The organism is Rhodococcus sp. P4_F3_2 (genome assembly GCF_056401335.1).
On record NZ_JBFUJN010000015.1, the window covers coordinates 1 to 14919 of the forward strand.

Genomic DNA, 14919 nt, shown 5'->3' on the forward strand with positions numbered 1-14919 from the left:
CTTCTTTGTAGCGGGGACAGGATTTGAACCTGCGACCTCTGGGTTATGAGCCCAGCGAGCTACCGAGCTGCTCCACCCCGCGTCGGTGTGAAACCAACAGTACACGACTTCTGGAGGTGCAATTACCACCCCCTGTCACCGGCTGGAGTGAGCGCTTTCCGAGTAGTAACCGCGGATGTGTCCGACTATGCGCTGACGTGCGAGTTCGCCGTCACCCGCGTTGACCGCATCGACCAATCCTCGGTGTTCGTGACGCAGTCGCATGCAGGTGCTCGGCCAGCTGTCGATCTGCACGCCCGCGAGAACGTAGGCCTCGATGGACTCTCGTAGGCCGGTCATCATGGCTGCGATCACCTGATTGCCCGCCGCGTCGGCGAGCGCTACGTGGAATTGCGCGTCGAGTAGTAGGAATTCCTCGGCCGAGAGATCTACGTCATCCATCGAGTCGAGCAGTTCGACGGCTGTGCTGAGGTCGGGCGTCGGGGTCCGCGATGCCAGGGACTGCATCACCTCGGATTCGAGAACGAGTCGTGTCTTCACCACATCCGAGACCGGAAATCCTTGTGCTGCAACCTGCATCCGCATCAGCATGGTCATGCCGCCGGTCGGTTTGGCCACGATCATCGCGCCGGACGTCGGGCCGGAGCCTGTCTGCGCCTTGAGGAGGCCGAGTGCTTCCATGACCCGCAACGCTTCTCGGACCGATGACCGTCCGACGCCCAACTCTGCTGCCAGAATTCTCTCTCCCGGCAGGCGCTGGCCAGGAGACACCTCGCCTGAAACGAGCCGACGTTCGAGATGGCTCAGTACTTGTTCCCACGCTCGCGGGCTCGGCTCGGTCGGCATGAGGCAAGAGCATAACCGGGTGGACGCCGTTTACGGGGTGGCCTGTCCGGGGATGTATTACTGTGGTCAGACCACACCGACAGATTGCGGGGAACCACATGCGAGTAGCGCTGTTCGCCACGTGCATCGGGGACACGATGTTTCCCGACGCCGTCAAGGCCACCGCCCTCCTGCTCACCCGTCTCGGGCACGACGTCGTGTTTCCGTCCGGGCAGACCTGCTGTGGGCAGATGCACGTCAACACCGGCTACCAGCCGGGCGCGCTGCCACTGGTCGCGAACTACGCCGATACTTTCGGTGATGCGTCGATCGACGCCGTTGTCGCACCATCGGGATCGTGCGTCGGTTCGATCCGTCATCAACACGAGATCGTTGCCGAGCGCTACGGCACCGCGTCGCTGTGTGGGCAGGTGCAGACAGTGAAGGCAAAGACGTACGAGCTTTCGGAATTCCTCGTGGACGTTCTCGGTGTCACCGATGTGGGCGCGTACTTCCCGCACCGGGTCACCTATCACCCGACCTGTCACTCACTGCGCATGTTGAGAGTGGGAGACAAACCACTTCAGTTGCTGCGCAACGTCCGCGACATCGATCTGGTCGAACTCCCGGAAGCAGATTCCTGCTGCGGCTTCGGCGGCACGTTTGCCATCAAGAACGCCGAGACGTCGACGGCCATGTTGGCTGACAAGATTCGCCATGTGGCCGACACCGGCGCAGAGTTCTGCAGCGCCGGAGATTCGTCCTGTCTCATGCACATCGGCGGTGGGATGTCACGACTGCAGATGGGCGCCAAGACCATTCACCTCGCGGAGATTCTGGCATCGGTGGAAAGCCGGGTGCACGCATGAGCGCTGTGACGCTGGGTCTGCCCAGCTTTCCGCCGAGGTCACCCGAAGGTGCAGGGTTCCTGCGAGGTACTGAGAAGTTCCCTGTCGCAGCACATCACGAGCTGGCCAACGCGCAACTGCGACGCAATATCGGCAAGGCAACGCATACCATCCGTGCCAAGCGCATCAACGTAACTGGAGAGCTCCCCGATTGGGAGGAGCTGCGGGATGCGGGTTCGGCGATCAAGGCCGACGTCATGGCGCGGTTGCCGGAACTGCTCGAACAGTTCGAAGCTGCAGTAGTCGCTCGCGGTGGGCAGGTGCATTGGGCAGCGGATGCCAACGAGGCCAACGCCATTGTGACCGAGCTTGTCAAAGCCACCGGCTCCGACGAGGTCATCAAGGTCAAGTCGATGGCAACGCAGGAGATCGGTCTCAACGAGCATCTCGAAACCCAGGGAATCATCGCCTACGAGACCGATCTCGCGGAATTGATCGTCCAGCTCGGCCACGACAAACCGTCGCACATCCTGGTTCCTGCGATCCATCGCAACAGGTCAGAGATTCGCGAGATATTCCTGCGTGAGATGCCAGATGTCGATCCGAACCTCGGGGAGAACCCGGCCGAACTTGCCGCAGCTGCACGAAAGTTCTTACGCCACAAGTTCATGACGACGCCCGTCGCCGTCTCCGGCGCCAATTTCGGCATCGCGGACACGGGCACTGTGACCGTCGTGGAGTCGGAGGGCAACGGGCGAATGTGCCTGACGCTGCCGAAAACACTGATCACCGTCATGGGCATCGAGAAGATTCTGCCGACCTATCAGGATCTGGAGGTCTTCCTTCAACTGTTGCCGCGGTCGTCGACGGGGGAGCGGATGAACCCGTACACCTCCCTGTGGACCGGCGTGACGCCTGACGACGGTCCACAGGAATTTCACCTGGTCCTCCTCGACAACGGCCGGACCGCCGCGCTTGCCGACAAGATCGGGCGGGAAGCCCTGAGCTGCATACGGTGCTCGGCGTGCCTGAACGTGTGCCCTGTCTACGAGCGCACCGGTGGCCACGCCTACGGATCCACCTATCCGGGACCGATCGGCGCGGTACTGACTCCGCAGCTCGCGGGCATGCATGGCAAAGACGATCCGAATTCGACTCTTCCTTTTGCCTCGAGTCTGTGCGGTGCGTGCTTCGACGCCTGCCCGGTCAAGATCGACATACCCTCGCTGCTCGTCGAATTGCGTCACCAGAAGGTCGAGCAATCCGGTGTCACGGCAGAGTCTTTGGCGATGAAAGCCGCATCTCTGGCGATGTCGACCGAGGGCCGGTGGACGCTGGCTCAGAAAGCTGCCGGGCTCGGACGCGTCGTGGCCGGCAAGAAGGGGAAGATCTCCACATTGCCACCTCCATTGAACGGTTGGACAGCTGCCAGAGACATTCCCGCTCCACCCAAGCAGACCTTCCGATCCTGGTGGGACTCCGACGAAGGCCGCGAGGCATTGGACGAGGCTCGTCGTGACGGGAAGGCAGACAGATGAATTCACGTGACGTGGTGCTCGGACGCATTCGCGATGCCATCACCTTGGCGCCCGCCGGTGAAGGCGAGATACCGCGAAACTACCGGACTGGCAGAACCATGTCCGACGGGGAACTCATCGATTTGTTCGTCGACCGTCTGGTGGACTACAAGGCGCACGTTCACCATTGCGCTGCAACAGAAATCGCCGAGGCCGTCGCCGGAATACTGAGACAGCACGGACTGAACACTCTGGGGATCCCCGCCGGCCTCGACCGATCATGGGTAGCCGGGTTCGACGGAACGCTGGTGGTGGACAGCCCGGACGTACCGGCTCCCGAACTCGAGAACCTCGATGCCGTTGTCACCGGCTCGAAGGTAGCGTGCGCCGAGACCGGCACCATCTTCCTCGACGCCGGTCCGGAGCAGGGACGTCGTGCGTTGACTCTGGTACCGGACACACACGTCTGCGTCGTGTATCGCAGCAGTGTGGAAGTGGGAGTGCCGGAGGCGATTGCGCGGCTGACGCCGCAGCGTCCCACCACCATGATCAGCGGCCCGTCGGCAACCTCCGACATCGAACTCGAACGCGTCGAAGGTGTACACGGTCCGCGAAATCTGCACGTCGTGATCGTGGATGGCTGATTCCCGCCGAGCGGGAACTCAGGGGCAGCGGGCCACATCAGCGTCTAACGTCCCGGCCATGACACAACTCTTGGCAGGCAAGGTCGTCTTCATCACCGGTGCAGCGCGGGGTCAGGGACGCAATCACGCGATCCGACTCGCGCAGGAAGGTGCCGACGTCATCGCTGTCGACGTGTGCGCGTCGGTGTCTGAAGACGTGGGTTACGCTGCCGCGACTGAAGCCGACCTCGAAGAAACGGCCCGTCTCGTGCGAGCAGAGGGGCGCGAGATCGTCACCGCGGTAGCGGATGTACGCGACCTCGAGGCGCTGCGGGCGGCGGTGGCGTCGGGCGTCGACAAGTTCGGTCGCCTCGACGTCGTGATCGCCAATGCGGGCATCGCTACGTGGAATCGTTTCTGGGAGATGCCGGAAGAACAGTGGTCGACGCTGGTGGACATCAATCTCAATGGTGTGTGGCGCACGATGGCGGCTGCGGTTCCCTCGATGATCGAGGCGGGCAACGGTGGTTCCATCGTGATCGTCAGCAGTGCTGCCGGCGTCGCCGAAGCGCCTGGTTGTGCGCACTACTCGGCGGCCAAGCACGGCCTCGTGGGTTTGGCTCGCACTGCTGCAACGGAATTGGGAAGCTTCGACATTCGAGTCAACAGCATCCACCCTGGCGCGGTGGAGACCGAGATGGGCAACGATCCCAACGTCGGTAAGGTACTCACTACTCATCCGGAGTACATGAACTCGTACAAGTGGCCGCTCACGTCCGTCCCACGCACCACCGTCGAGGACATCTCCAACGCCGTGGTCTACCTTGCGACGGACCTCTCCCGCGCGGTCACCGGGACGAAGATCGTCATCGACATGGGTCAGACGATGGCGTAGTCGCGCTCAAAGCAGATTGAACTGCGCCACCTCGATGGTGTTCTCGACCGCCTCCGAGAGCGTGCGAATACGTTCGTCGGCGCCTGGCGCGGTCAAAATCGCCAGGCGATCGGCGTCACCCATCGGAATGTTTCTGGCTAGGGCATACAGCCGAGAACCCAGCGGATCCAAGGGATCCGGTGGGACGGGCATTCGCGGAGTCTGTTCGCCGGCCCGAAGTGCGAGCTTTCCCAACATTCCGTACATGAACTCGATGCGCTCGAGGAGAGAGTCGTATTCGTAAGCGGTGACAGGTGTTCCGTTGTTCTCGTCAGGCCACAATTCGACCTCGGCGAGTGGGTAAGGATCGTCCGGCAGCCAGCGATTGACGCGGATGCGGTCTTCGGTCCGGCAATACAACTGAGACCGTCCGGCACCCATTGCGACATGAGACTCGATCCGAGCCAGAGTGCCGACGTCGTGGCGTGATTCGCCGCCACCGACCTCGTGGCCACGAGCGATGAGCACTACTCCGAACAGTGGGCCGTCGGCAGCTTCGAGAACGTTCTCTACCAGTGCGCGGTACCGGGGCTCGAAGATGTTCAGTGGCAACACCTCACCCGGAAGCAATGCAGAGCCGAGCGGAAACATGGGGAAGATGGGCATCAGGGGATTCTCAACCTCGGAATCGGAGGGACGGGGAAATCGCCGGGGCGATCGATTTCAGCGAGCAAGTGCTCGGACCACATCAGCAGGCCGGGGATGTCGAGGCCGTGCGGGCTTTCCACTTCGTAGTGCCTGATGCGGTCGTGACCCTGGCCGAGAAGTGAGACGGCACCGGTGTTGTTGCCCCGAAGTAGATGGGTGAGCCCGACGGCCAATTGAGCCAGTCCCTGCCACAGGTCACGCTCCTCGGCGGGAGCGTCCTTCCACGTTCCTTCGAAAATTTCGTGCGCGTGAAAAGGCATCCCGTGGTCGAGAAGACGCTGAGCCTCGGTGATTGACTCGTCCGGAGGGAGGCGCACATCGTCGGGAATGCGCGGGACGCCGCCCGCTGCGTCACGTGGCAGTGGACGGCCGAGTCCGTCGCGGGGCCGCGAATTGAGGGGCTTTCCAGCGGCGTCCCGGTCGCGTTCGGTCATACACTCAGCCTAACGGCAGCACCTCGGACGAACCCGCCGAAAGTTTTTTCGAGTCGCCTGTCGATTCCGGGGAGAACCGTTCGTCGTCATGTTGTAAGGCAAGAAAGCCGGAAGAGAAACAACAGACCAAGGAGTCAGTCATGAAGTACATGTTGCTCATCTACACCGCGCCCGGCGGAGATACCGAACCCCAGTGCACGTTCGAGGACTGGCAGCAATACGACAAGGAAATGAAGGATGCCGGTATCTGGGTGTCCGGCGATGCCCTCGCCGACCTGACGACCACGACAACGGTTCGAGTCTCGCAGTCCGGAGAAAAGACCGTCACCGACGGACCCTTCGCTGAAACCCGTGAAATCCTCGGCGGCTACGACGTCATCGACGTTCCCGATCTGGATGCGGCGCTGGCCTGGGCCGCGCGGTGCCCCGGCGCGCGCGACGGTGGAAGCGTCGAGGTGCGTCCGCTGGCCGGGTTCGGGGACTGATTCGCCGTGGACGAGCAGGCCGAGAACTCCATCGAGTCAGTGTTCCGGGAGGAACGTGGACGACTCTTGGCCTCGCTCGTCCGCCGCTTCGGTGATCTGGATCTGGCCGAGGAAGTCACCTCCGAAGCCGTCGAGGCCGCGTTGGTGCACTGGCCCGTGGACGGAGTGCCGGCCAAACCCGGTGCCTGGCTGCTGACCACGGCGCGTCGCAAAGCCGTCGACAGGCTTCGTCGTGATCAGGCCTATGCGGCGCGATTGTCGGTGATGCAGGTGGACGCCGATCGTGCCGACCCGGCGCCGCCCACGGTCGACGGAGAACTTCCCGACGAGCGGTTGCAGCTGTTCTTCACCTGCTCGCACCCAGCGCTGGCCGAGGACGACCGAATCGCACTCACCTTGCGTTGCCTCGGCGGGTTGACGACGCCCGAAGTTGCTCGGGCCTTCCTCGTTTCTTCGGCGACCATGGCGCAGCGGATCGTGCGTGCGAAGAAGAAGATACGTCAGGCTCGGATTCCCTTCCGAACTCCCTGCGCCGAAGAACTCCCGGAGCGCCTGCCCGGTGTTCTGCAGGTCATCTACTCGGTCTTCACCGAGGGGTACGCCGCCAGTTCGGGGCCGGATCTGCAACGCGTCGACCTGGCGGTAGAGGCGGTCAGGCTGGCGAGGATCCTGCGCGCATTGCTTCCCGATGAGCGCGAGATCGCCGGGTTGCTTGCGTTGATGCTTCTCGTCCACGCGCGTCGGGATGCCCGTACTGACGCCGGTGGCGGGATCGTCCTCCTCGAGGACCAGGATCGCGGGTGTTGGGACCAGCCGATGATCGAGGAAGGCAGCGACCTCGTCGTGGTCGCGTTGACCGGGGGAGCGCCGGGGCCGTACGGGGTGCAGGCTGCCATCGCCGCATTGCATGACGAGGCGGCGGATGTGGAGAGCACCGACTGGCCGCAGATCTGCGCGCTCTACGGAGTGCTCCTCACGTTGACGCCTTCGCCTGTCGTCGCAGTCAATAGGGCAGTGGCGCTGGCGATGCGCGACGGCGAGGAGGTTGGGCTGGCAGCGTTGGAAGAACTGGCAGCGGAGCCCAAACTTGCCGACTACCACCCGTATCACCTCGCGCGCGCCGAACTGCTCGCGCGGTTGGGGCGCACCGACGCGGCAATGTCTGCATACCGATGTGCGCTGAATTTGGTTGGTACGGAACCGGAGCGGGCCTACTTGGAGCGTCGGCTCGGTGAGATCTCTGACTAATCGGTGCGTCAGACCAATTCGAGTCTTCGGGCCATGTCGGACACAAAAACACCTGTCGGATCGATATTTCTGCGCATCTGGATCCACTCGTCGATTCGCGGATACATCGAGTGGAAGTTCGCCGCGGTAGTCCGAGAGTCCTTGGCGGTGTAGAGGCGACCGCCGAATTCGAGTACCCGTTTGTCGAGGGAGACGACGAACTCGCCCAGGCCGGGCTTGATCGGGAAGTCGAAGGCGACGTTCCACCCGGACATCGGAAAGCTCAGTGGGGCAGCGTTTCCCCCGCCGAACAGTTTGAAGACGTTGAGTGCCGAGTAGTGCCCCGAGCCCTGGATGTCGCGGATGATGCTCTTGAATTCGTCCACTGCCTCGACCGGCACCACGAACTGATATTGCAGGAATCCCTTGGACCCGTACGCGCGGTTCCACTCGCCGATGAGGTCGAGTGGGTGATAGAACTGCGTCAGGTTCTGCACCTTCCCGACGTAGTTGCCGCCGGTGCGGTAGTAGAACTCGCCGATCGCTGACGCCGATAGCTTGTTCATCAAGCCGTTGGGGAAAACATCCGGTGTCGTGAACAGTTGTGGCGCATCGAATTTCAACGGGTTCTTCTGCAATTTCAGCGGAAGCTGGTCGACGGTCGCCAACGAACCACGCGTGATCGAGGCCCGGCCGAGCTTCGGCGGCGCACTGACTGCATCGAACCAGGCGCTCGAATACGTGTAGTCGGCTTCGCTGCCGTCGCTGTGAAAAGCGACGGTTTCGTCCAGGCCTGCGGTCAGTGCGCCGTCGTTGACGAAGTATGCCGTTTCGGTCGGCGTCATCTCGAGGGTGACGCGCAGGATGATCCCGGTCAGTCCGATCCCGCCGACGGTAGCCCAGAAGAGTTCGGATGTCGGGCCTTGCGGCTCCAGTGTTCGGATACTGCCGTCAGCAGTGAGCAGATCCATCGAGCGGACATGATTTCCGAAGCTGCCCTCGGTGTGGTGGTTCTTGCCGTGAATATCGCAGGCGATCGCTCCGCCGATGGTTACCTGGCGTGTTCCGGGGAGTACCGGTACCCAGAGACCGAATGGTAGCGCCGCGCGCATCAGCTGATCGAGAGAGACTCCCGCGTCCATCTTCACGAGACGGGACTCGGCATCGATCTTGTGAATTCGACGGAAGGCAGTCATGTCGATGACCAAGCCGCCGGTGTTCTGCGCGTTGTCTCCGTAAGACCGGCCCAGGCCACGAGCGATGACTCCACGTCGGAGGTGCAACGGCTTGTCCGCGTTGTCGTCTGCGACGCGGGCGACGGCCTTTGCGATCGCCTCTACATCAGGAGTCGAAACGACATGCGAGGTAGTTCGGGCTGTGCGACCCCAACCGCCGAGGACGGTGGACGCAGAGGTTGGCAGATCGGTGGCGTAGTCGGACACGAAATCCGAGGGTACCTGTTTGCGGACCAACTGGTCTGAAACTGATGGATGCTCGGTTCGCCTATCGCGGGACGTCGAGATCGAAGTACAGGGTCTCGGACCAGTAACCGAGGCCGAGCTCGCGTAGCGGTTCCTCGACGCTCTCCTGAGTCGGCGTGAACAGCCGCTCCCAGAAGCGCGGCTTGGCGGGTGCGAGTGTGGCCAGAGCCGCCTCCATCTCGGCGTCGATGTCCGCCAGACCGGTCATCAGGGCCGCGCCCTGTTCGGCGAACGGTTCGTCGTCCATGTCGAAGATCTCGCCGCACTCGAGGACGAAGTAGTGGTCGGGCTCGGTGTGGCTGCGCAGGAAACGCAGCGCATCGCCGGCCATCGTGCCGAGTTCGGGGTGATCGATTCTGCCGAGGAAGTCTTCGAGCCGGGCGATACCAGGACCGCAGGGCGCGGTGACCGCGATCAGGTCTGGGGTGTCGTCCCAGATGACCGACTGGTGGGCGAAGGGATTCACGGACACAAGGATCCTCGGGACCAGCGGTATCGCGTACGACCACTCGGAGATACCGGTGAGACCTCGGGCGCGAGCGGCAGCCGGATTCTCATGCGGAGCAACAGGGGTTGAGTAGAGATAGGTGCGGTTGGCCACTGGCCGAGTCCTTTCTGCGGTCGGTGTCACCTGATTCAGGCGGCGCCCACCATCCTCAATGCCAGGTCTCCGTACAGTTTTCCAATGTCTTCCGGATTCGTGTAATTGCCGGCCGGGAACCAGCGGCACACGTCGACGCACAGGGACATCAAGGCGAGGGTGACGCCTTCGGCATCGGGGATCGTGAAGTCGCCCGACTGGACGCCGGCGTCGACAACCTCCCGGACCACCCGCGTCGTGCTGCGGCGAAGCGCGACGACGGTTCGGTAGTGCTCTGGTGTGAGTGCAGTGAGTTCGTATTGGACGACGCGAGCGAGTGAGTGGTGCCCGGCCTGCCAACTGGCGAAGGTGCTGACCAGTTCCTGGAGGCGAACGGACGGCTCTTCACCCGGTCTGTCGGCGCCCTCGACCACCTTCAACGCTTCGGTGTGACCTTCGAAGCTGATCGCGAAAAGCAGCTCTTCTTTCGAGCGGTAGTGCGGGTACATGGCGGCGGGACTCATGTCGAGTCGTGCGGCGATGTCACGGGTGGTGGTGCCGCCGTAGCCCGCGGAGGCAAAAGCGTCCACGGCTGCCGCGCGGATACGGGCCGCAGCTTTGGAGGGGCTGATCACCACGTCAGGTGAATCGCTCACGGTTTCCTCCAGGTGTGACGGATTTCGATGTTGACAATATCCCGCTCTCGATTCACTATAAGCAGATGCTTAGATTCTAAGCGAATGCTTAGGAACATCGTTACGTGTGGCATTGCCACGCCGAAAGGAAGCAACTCGTCATGCGTCGCACTCTGTACGGACCCGATCACGAGGCATTTCGCGAATCTGCCCGCGAATTCGTCAACCGGAACATCCTTCCGGTCGCAGAGAAGCTGATCGACCAGCGCTTCATCGATCGTGAAATCTGGCTCGAAGCGGGACGCAACGGCTTCCTCGGACTCGAGGTTCCAGAGGCGTACGGCGGAAGCGAAGCCGGTGACTACCGCTTCAACGCTGTTCTGGCCGAAGAACTCTCGCGTGCCAGTGCAGCTGTCGCCTCGAGCTTCGGCATTCACGCCGACGTCGTTGCTCCGTACCTCGTTCAGCTCACCACCGAAGAGCAGAAGCAGCGTTGGCTGCCCAAGTTCTGCACCGGTGAGATGCTGACGGCCATCGGCATGACCGAGCCTTCCGGCGGATCCGACCTCGCCTCGCTCAAGACCACTGCGGTCAAGGACGGCGACGACTGGATCATCAACGGCTCCAAGACCTTCATCACCAACGGCTACAACGCTGATCTCGTGATCGTGGCGGCGCGGACCAGTCCCGAGAAGAAGTCCAAGGGCATCACGCTCTTTGCCGTCGAAACCGGCATGGAAGGTTTCGAGCGCGGACGCAAGCTCGACAAGGTCGGCCAGCACGAGTCCGATACCGCCGAACTGTTCTTCGAGAACGTTCGCGTGCCGTCCACCAACATCATCGGTGAGATCGACCGCGGGTTTATCCACATGATGGAAATGCTGCCGCAGGAGCGCGTCGGCGCTGCGGTGTCCAACATCGCGCACGCCGCTCCGATCCTCGAAGAGACGCTGCAATATGCCAAGGACCGCAAGGCTTTCGGTCAGCCGATCGGCTCGCTGCAGTGGAACAAATTCCTTCTCGCGGATCTCGTGACCCGCATCGAGGTCACCCAGGCTTACGTCGACAACTGCGTCGCAGCACACGCTGCCGGCGAGCTGACCGCCATCGACGCCGCCAAGGCGAAGTGGTGGACCGCGCAGGTTCAGAACGAGGTCCTCGATCACTGTGTTCAGTTGCACGGCGGCTACGGCTTCATGACCGAGTACCGCGCCGCTCGCGCGTGGATGGACGCCCGCGTCACCAAGATCTGGGCCGGATCCAACGAGATCATGAAGGAACTCATCGGCCGCGATCTCGGCCTGTAATTTCGCAACTGCAGTCCATATGTCACTGCAGTCCATACGTCACTTCCCGAACCCGACGACACAGGAGCATCACCGCGCATGTCTGTTCTCGACAAGTTCTCTCTGACCGATCGAGTGGTCATCGTGACCGGTGCGTCGTCGGGCCTCGGGGTGGCGTTTGCGAAAGCCGCAGCAGAGGCCGGCGCGGACGTCGTCCTCGCTGCTCGCCGCGTCGACAAGCTCGAAGACACGGCCAAGCTCGTGCGTGACGCAGGCTGCGAAGCGTTGTGCGTGGCCACCGACATCGTCGATCCGGCTCAGGCTCAGAACATGGTCGACGCCGCGATGGAGAAGTTCGGCCGCGTGGACGTACTGGTCAACAACGCCGGCGTCGGAACCGCTGTTCCGGCAACCCGTGAGACCCCGGACCAGTTCCGCGCCGTCATCGACATCAACCTCAATGGGTCCTACTGGGCAGCGCAGGCCTGCGGCCGCGTCATGCTCCCGGGCAGCTCCATCGTCAACATCTCGAGCATTCTCGGATTGACGACCGCCGGACTCCCACAGGCCGCCTATGCGGCGAGCAAGGCAGGCGTCGTCGGATTGACCCGTGACCTCGCACAGCAGTGGGGAACGCGCAAGGGCATTCGCGTCAACGCGATCGCGCCAGGCTTCTTCAAGTCGGAAATGACCGACCAATACAACGACGGCTACTTGGACGCGATGGCTCCGCGCCTGATCCTCGGCCGCATGGGCGATCCTGAAGAGCTCGCGGCCACCATGGTGTGGCTCGCGTCCGAGGCAGGCGGATACGTCACCGGTCAGACCATCGCCGTCGACGGAGGAATCACCATCACCTGACGCCGATGCCGAGATGTCGCCGGCTTTGCCGTATAAGTAGCTGGTGACCTCTCGCGCCGAACCTCAGGAGAACTGGGAAGACCGTCCGCCACCATCCATGGCTGCGACGGAGCTTCTGCGTGACCTGCCGGTGACTGCCCGCGGCGTCCGGACCAGGGCTTCTCTGGTCGCAGCGGCTCGAACGGTGTTCGAGCGCGCAGGGTATCTCGATGCCCGTCTGACGGACATCACCAAGGAAGCGAACTGCTCCACCGGCACGTTCTACACCTACTTCGACAACAAAGAGCAGATCTTCGCCGCAGTTCTCGACGTTGCGCAGGAAGACATGTTGCACCCCGGCATGGGACGGGTCCGCGACGTCGACAATCCGTATGCGGTCCTCGAATCGAGCAACCGTGCCTACCTGACGGCGTTTCGCCGCAACGCCAAACTGATGGGTCTGCTCGAGCAGGTATCGCACATCGATCCGGCCTTCGCGAAACTGCGTCGGGACCGAGCCGAGACCTTCATTTCTCGTAATGCCCGAGCCATCGAACGCTTGCAAGCAGCTGGCAAGGCAGACGGCTCGTTGGATCCGCTGTTGGCTTCCCGAGCACTGTCGGCGATGGTGAGCCGTCTTGCCTACAGTTCGTTCGTCTCCGAGGAACCTGGCGCCGACGGCAACCCCGTCCCGTTCGAGGACGTCGTCAAGACGGCTACTCAGGTGTGGGCCAACGCGCTGGGCCTCGAAGGCGACCGCGGGTAGTTTCAGCCTTCGCCGCGGGCCGCGAACTGCTGCTCGAGGCTGTGGCGCAACGTCTCCTCGCTGTTCCTGACAGCGTTTTCGACGAACGGCCCGATCAAGCGGCCGAGAGCTTTGCCGGCAATGCCGCCGGGGAGTTTGTAGGCGAAGTCGACGGAAAGCTCGGTCTTGGAATCGTCGATCGCGGCGAACTCCCACGTGGACGAGTTGGATACACCGCCGAGCGAAGACAGCTTGATGATCCGATTCTTCTCCCACTCGGTGACCTCGAGCTTGGAGCGCAACGTGCTTGGCCCGATCTGCATGGCCGCGTCGAACGTGGCGCCGAGCCCCTGATCGAACTCTCCGAACGGTGTGAACTCGGAAACACCGAACATCCACGTCGGGACGTTGCGGTAGTCGTCGATGTAGTCGAAGGCGACATCAACCGGCACGGCAGCAACCGCGGAGTGGCGAACATGGATCATGACTGGTCCCTGTCTTTCGGTGAACATCGACTGTAACCAATGGCACCGACGCGTTCGGCGGCGGCGCAACGGCGATCTACGGTATCGGTATGACGAACGAGCTTCCGGTACGCGGGTCCTGGCGCGATTACGAAGACCTGGGACTGCCGAAACCGCTCGCTGCGGCGCTGGAGGCGTTCGTCGAGCAGGGCTATCACGGGACTTCGATCCGTGACGTCGCGTCGCGGTCCGGGCTGTCGGTGCCGGGGCTCTACCATCACTACCCGTCCAAGCAGGCTCTGTTGATCGGTCTGGCGACCGTGGTGATGACGGAGTTGTTGGAGCGAAGTCGCGCCGCCGAACTCGACGCAGGGGACGATCCCTCTGATCGCTTCGACGCGGTGATCGAATCTCTGTTGCGGTTCCACATGTTTCGACGCGAGCAGTCGTTCGTCGCTTCCTCCGAGATCCGCAGCATGGAGCCCGACAGTCGGGCTAGTTACATCGCGCAGCGCGACGAACAGCAGAAGCAGGTGGACCGGATCGTCCTCGACGGCGTTGCTTCGGGCGTGTTCGATGCCGACCATCCCGAGGATGCCAGCCGAGCTGTCGTGACGATGTGCGTCGCCGTCGCGGTGTGGTACCGACCGGACGGTGAGTTGTCTCCGGACGAGTTGGTGGAGAGGTATCTGGAGATAGCGCGTCGGATGGTGGGGGCGTAGGGGCGATCACCCGGGATGCTTCAGCATTTCGAGGGCCACATCCCGGCCGACGTCGAAGGGGTCGGTGCCGATACCGATACCGTCTGCGACGAGGGCGCCTTCGTGAAGCAGCATGATTGCCTCGACGAGACGTTCGTCGGCTTGCCCGTCCGTCGCCAGAATGCGCCGGAAAAGGTCTAACATCTCCCGCTTCTGTTCGGCGATGACAGCGAACACCGGATGTGACCGATCGCTGAACTCGGCGTGAGCGTTGACCATGCTGCAACCTTTGCCTCCGCTCGCCTTGGACCAGGAGGCGGAAGCGTCGAATGCCGCACTCAACTGCTCGGCGCGGCTGTGTCCGGCTGATGCGAGCTTCTTGTCGCGAAAGGCTCGCCACCGCCGATCTCGATCCTTCAGATATTCCACGACGAGGCCGTCTTTCGAGCCGAACCGCTCGTACAGAGTCTTCTTCGTGACCCCGGCGTCCAGTGCGACGGTATCCACGCCTACGGCGTGAATTCCCTTTTCGTAGAACAGCTTCGACGCCGACTCCAGAATGCGACGTGCTTTCGGAGTCAAGTCGGGTACGGATTCGTCTGCCATGGACAAAAGTATACCGATCTGTATAGTCGACTCCATGAGT

At 62.5% G+C, this 14919-nt stretch carries 18 protein-coding genes and 1 tRNA gene; 10 read left to right on the forward strand and 9 right to left on the reverse strand.

Annotated features, from left to right (window positions below):
- Window positions 1–8 precede the first annotated feature (8 nt).
- Both AC1DWA_RS17505 and AC1DWA_RS17510 read right to left on the reverse strand, forming a co-directional pair.
- A tRNA-Met gene (locus AC1DWA_RS17505) sits at window positions 9–82 on the reverse strand.
- A 53-nt stretch (window positions 83–135) separates the two neighbouring features.
- Entirely contained in the window at window positions 136–846 is a 711-nt protein-coding gene (locus AC1DWA_RS17510; RefSeq protein ID WP_029256358.1) for a FadR/GntR family transcriptional regulator, read from the reverse strand.
- A 98-nt stretch (window positions 847–944) separates the two neighbouring features.
- Between AC1DWA_RS17510 and AC1DWA_RS17515 the strand changes: the two genes are divergently transcribed.
- Genes AC1DWA_RS17515 through AC1DWA_RS17530 form a run of 4 tightly spaced genes read left to right on the forward strand, consistent with a single transcriptional unit; the run spans window position 945 to window position 4708 of the window.
- Window positions 945–1694: a (Fe-S)-binding protein gene (locus AC1DWA_RS17515; RefSeq protein WP_019745490.1), complete on the forward strand. Its 750-nt coding sequence runs from the start codon at window positions 945–947 to the stop codon at window positions 1692–1694.
- Window positions 1691–3211, forward strand: a complete 1521-nt coding sequence (locus tag AC1DWA_RS17520; RefSeq protein ID WP_477846472.1) for a LutB/LldF family L-lactate oxidation iron-sulfur protein — start codon at window positions 1691–1693, stop codon at window positions 3209–3211. Before AC1DWA_RS17515 ends, AC1DWA_RS17520 begins: the two co-directional genes overlap by 4 nt.
- Entirely contained in the window at window positions 3208–3834 is a 627-nt protein-coding gene (locus AC1DWA_RS17525) for a LutC/YkgG family protein (RefSeq protein ID WP_477916864.1), read from the forward strand. The genes AC1DWA_RS17520 and AC1DWA_RS17525 overlap by 4 nt, the downstream gene beginning before the upstream one ends.
- 58 nt (window positions 3835–3892) lie before the next feature.
- On the forward strand, window positions 3893–4708 hold the full coding sequence (locus AC1DWA_RS17530) for a mycofactocin-coupled SDR family oxidoreductase (RefSeq protein WP_019745487.1): 816 nt from the start codon (window positions 3893–3895) through the stop codon (window positions 4706–4708).
- A gap of 6 nt (window positions 4709–4714) precedes the next feature.
- On the opposite strand, the gene AC1DWA_RS17535 is transcribed toward AC1DWA_RS17530, so the two are convergent.
- Together AC1DWA_RS17535 and AC1DWA_RS17540 are read right to left on the reverse strand one after the other, a co-directional pair.
- On the reverse strand, window positions 4715–5353 hold the full coding sequence (locus AC1DWA_RS17535) for an LON peptidase substrate-binding domain-containing protein (RefSeq protein WP_477846474.1): 639 nt from the start codon (window positions 5351–5353) through the stop codon (window positions 4715–4717).
- Window positions 5353–5829: a DUF309 domain-containing protein gene (locus AC1DWA_RS17540; RefSeq protein WP_042953026.1), complete on the reverse strand. Its 477-nt coding sequence runs from the start codon at window positions 5827–5829 to the stop codon at window positions 5353–5355. Before AC1DWA_RS17540 ends, AC1DWA_RS17535 begins: the two co-directional genes overlap by 1 nt.
- Before the next feature lie 140 nt (window positions 5830–5969).
- Here AC1DWA_RS17540 and AC1DWA_RS17545 point away from each other — a divergent pair, with 140 nt between their 5' ends.
- Together AC1DWA_RS17545 and AC1DWA_RS17550 are read left to right on the forward strand one after the other, a co-directional pair.
- A complete protein-coding gene (locus tag AC1DWA_RS17545; RefSeq protein ID WP_007730031.1) occupies window positions 5970–6314 on the forward strand; it encodes a YciI family protein in 345 nt (114 codons plus the stop codon).
- Between the two features lie 6 nt (window positions 6315–6320).
- Window positions 6321–7562 (forward strand): RNA polymerase sigma factor, encoded by a 1242-nt coding sequence (locus tag AC1DWA_RS17550; RefSeq protein ID WP_477846475.1) that lies wholly within the window; start codon window positions 6321–6323, stop codon window positions 7560–7562.
- A gap of 8 nt (window positions 7563–7570) precedes the next feature.
- Here the strand turns inward: AC1DWA_RS17550 and AC1DWA_RS17555 are convergent, their stop codons facing one another.
- The 3 genes from AC1DWA_RS17555 to AC1DWA_RS17565 all read right to left on the reverse strand — a co-directional run bounded on the left by AC1DWA_RS17555 (window position 7571) and on the right by AC1DWA_RS17565 (window position 10258).
- Window positions 7571–8983: an FAD-binding protein gene (locus AC1DWA_RS17555; protein ID WP_472795594.1), complete on the reverse strand. Its 1413-nt coding sequence runs from the start codon at window positions 8981–8983 to the stop codon at window positions 7571–7573.
- 61 nt (window positions 8984–9044) lie between these two features.
- The gene (locus AC1DWA_RS17560; RefSeq protein WP_020970924.1) at window positions 9045–9623 is read right to left on the reverse strand and encodes a DUF7822 domain-containing protein; all 579 of its coding nucleotides are present in this window, start codon (window positions 9621–9623) and stop codon (window positions 9045–9047) included.
- Between the two features lie 35 nt (window positions 9624–9658).
- Window positions 9659–10258, reverse strand: coding sequence for a TetR/AcrR family transcriptional regulator (locus AC1DWA_RS17565; protein WP_020970923.1), 600 nt, complete (start codon window positions 10256–10258; stop codon window positions 9659–9661).
- Between the two features lie 140 nt (window positions 10259–10398).
- Here AC1DWA_RS17565 and AC1DWA_RS17570 point away from each other — a divergent pair, with 140 nt between their 5' ends.
- The 3 genes from AC1DWA_RS17570 to AC1DWA_RS17580 all read left to right on the forward strand — a co-directional run bounded on the left by AC1DWA_RS17570 (window position 10399) and on the right by AC1DWA_RS17580 (window position 13129).
- Complete coding sequence (locus AC1DWA_RS17570; RefSeq protein WP_007730036.1) at window positions 10399–11544, forward strand: acyl-CoA dehydrogenase family protein; 1146 nt, start codon at window positions 10399–10401, stop codon at window positions 11542–11544.
- Between the two features lie 78 nt (window positions 11545–11622).
- Window positions 11623–12384: an SDR family NAD(P)-dependent oxidoreductase gene (locus AC1DWA_RS17575; protein WP_477846476.1), complete on the forward strand. Its 762-nt coding sequence runs from the start codon at window positions 11623–11625 to the stop codon at window positions 12382–12384.
- A gap of 97 nt (window positions 12385–12481) precedes the next feature.
- Window positions 12482–13129 carry a TetR/AcrR family transcriptional regulator gene (locus AC1DWA_RS17580; protein ID WP_019745481.1) on the forward strand — a complete coding sequence of 216 codons (648 nt, stop codon included), beginning with the start codon at window positions 12482–12484 and terminating at the stop codon, window positions 13127–13129.
- A 2-nt stretch (window positions 13130–13131) separates the two neighbouring features.
- On the opposite strand, the gene AC1DWA_RS17585 is transcribed toward AC1DWA_RS17580, so the two are convergent.
- The gene (locus AC1DWA_RS17585) at window positions 13132–13593 is read right to left on the reverse strand and encodes an SRPBCC family protein (protein WP_019745480.1); all 462 of its coding nucleotides are present in this window, start codon (window positions 13591–13593) and stop codon (window positions 13132–13134) included.
- Window positions 13594–13682: 89 nt separating this feature from the next.
- Here AC1DWA_RS17585 and AC1DWA_RS17590 point away from each other — a divergent pair, with 89 nt between their 5' ends.
- Window positions 13683–14294 (forward strand): TetR/AcrR family transcriptional regulator, encoded by a 612-nt coding sequence (locus tag AC1DWA_RS17590; RefSeq protein ID WP_113682611.1) that lies wholly within the window; start codon window positions 13683–13685, stop codon window positions 14292–14294.
- A gap of 6 nt (window positions 14295–14300) precedes the next feature.
- Here AC1DWA_RS17590 and AC1DWA_RS17595 read toward each other — a convergent pair whose 3' ends face one another.
- Window positions 14301–14879, reverse strand: coding sequence for a TetR/AcrR family transcriptional regulator (locus AC1DWA_RS17595; protein WP_256062844.1), 579 nt, complete (start codon window positions 14877–14879; stop codon window positions 14301–14303).
- Between the last annotated feature and the right edge of the window lie 40 nt (window positions 14880–14919).

Coding starts and splice junctions, on each gene's coding strand:
- AC1DWA_RS17510 (WP_029256358.1), bottom strand. CDS start 846: ATGCCGACCGAGCCGAGCCCGCGAGCGTGGGAACAAGTACTGAGCCAT.
- AC1DWA_RS17515 (WP_019745490.1), top strand. CDS start 945: ATGCGAGTAGCGCTGTTCGCCACGTGCATCGGGGACACGATGTTTCCC.
- AC1DWA_RS17520 (WP_477846472.1), top strand. CDS start 1,691: ATGAGCGCTGTGACGCTGGGTCTGCCCAGCTTTCCGCCGAGGTCACCC.
- AC1DWA_RS17525 (WP_477916864.1), top strand. CDS start 3,208: ATGAATTCACGTGACGTGGTGCTCGGACGCATTCGCGATGCCATCACC.
- AC1DWA_RS17530 (WP_019745487.1), top strand. CDS start 3,893: ATGACACAACTCTTGGCAGGCAAGGTCGTCTTCATCACCGGTGCAGCG.
- AC1DWA_RS17535 (WP_477846474.1), bottom strand. CDS start 5,353: ATGCCCATCTTCCCCATGTTTCCGCTCGGCTCTGCATTGCTTCCGGGT.
- AC1DWA_RS17540 (WP_042953026.1), bottom strand. CDS start 5,829: ATGACCGAACGCGACCGGGACGCCGCTGGAAAGCCCCTCAATTCGCGG.
- AC1DWA_RS17545 (WP_007730031.1), top strand. CDS start 5,970: ATGAAGTACATGTTGCTCATCTACACCGCGCCCGGCGGAGATACCGAA.
- AC1DWA_RS17570 (WP_007730036.1), top strand. CDS start 10,399: ATGCGTCGCACTCTGTACGGACCCGATCACGAGGCATTTCGCGAATCT.
- AC1DWA_RS17575 (WP_477846476.1), top strand. CDS start 11,623: ATGTCTGTTCTCGACAAGTTCTCTCTGACCGATCGAGTGGTCATCGTG.
- AC1DWA_RS17580 (WP_019745481.1), top strand. CDS start 12,482: ATGGCTGCGACGGAGCTTCTGCGTGACCTGCCGGTGACTGCCCGCGGC.
- AC1DWA_RS17585 (WP_019745480.1), bottom strand. CDS start 13,593: ATGATCCATGTTCGCCACTCCGCGGTTGCTGCCGTGCCGGTTGATGTC.
- AC1DWA_RS17590 (WP_113682611.1), top strand. CDS start 13,683: ATGACGAACGAGCTTCCGGTACGCGGGTCCTGGCGCGATTACGAAGAC.
- AC1DWA_RS17595 (WP_256062844.1), bottom strand. CDS start 14,879: ATGGCAGACGAATCCGTACCCGACTTGACTCCGAAAGCACGTCGCATT.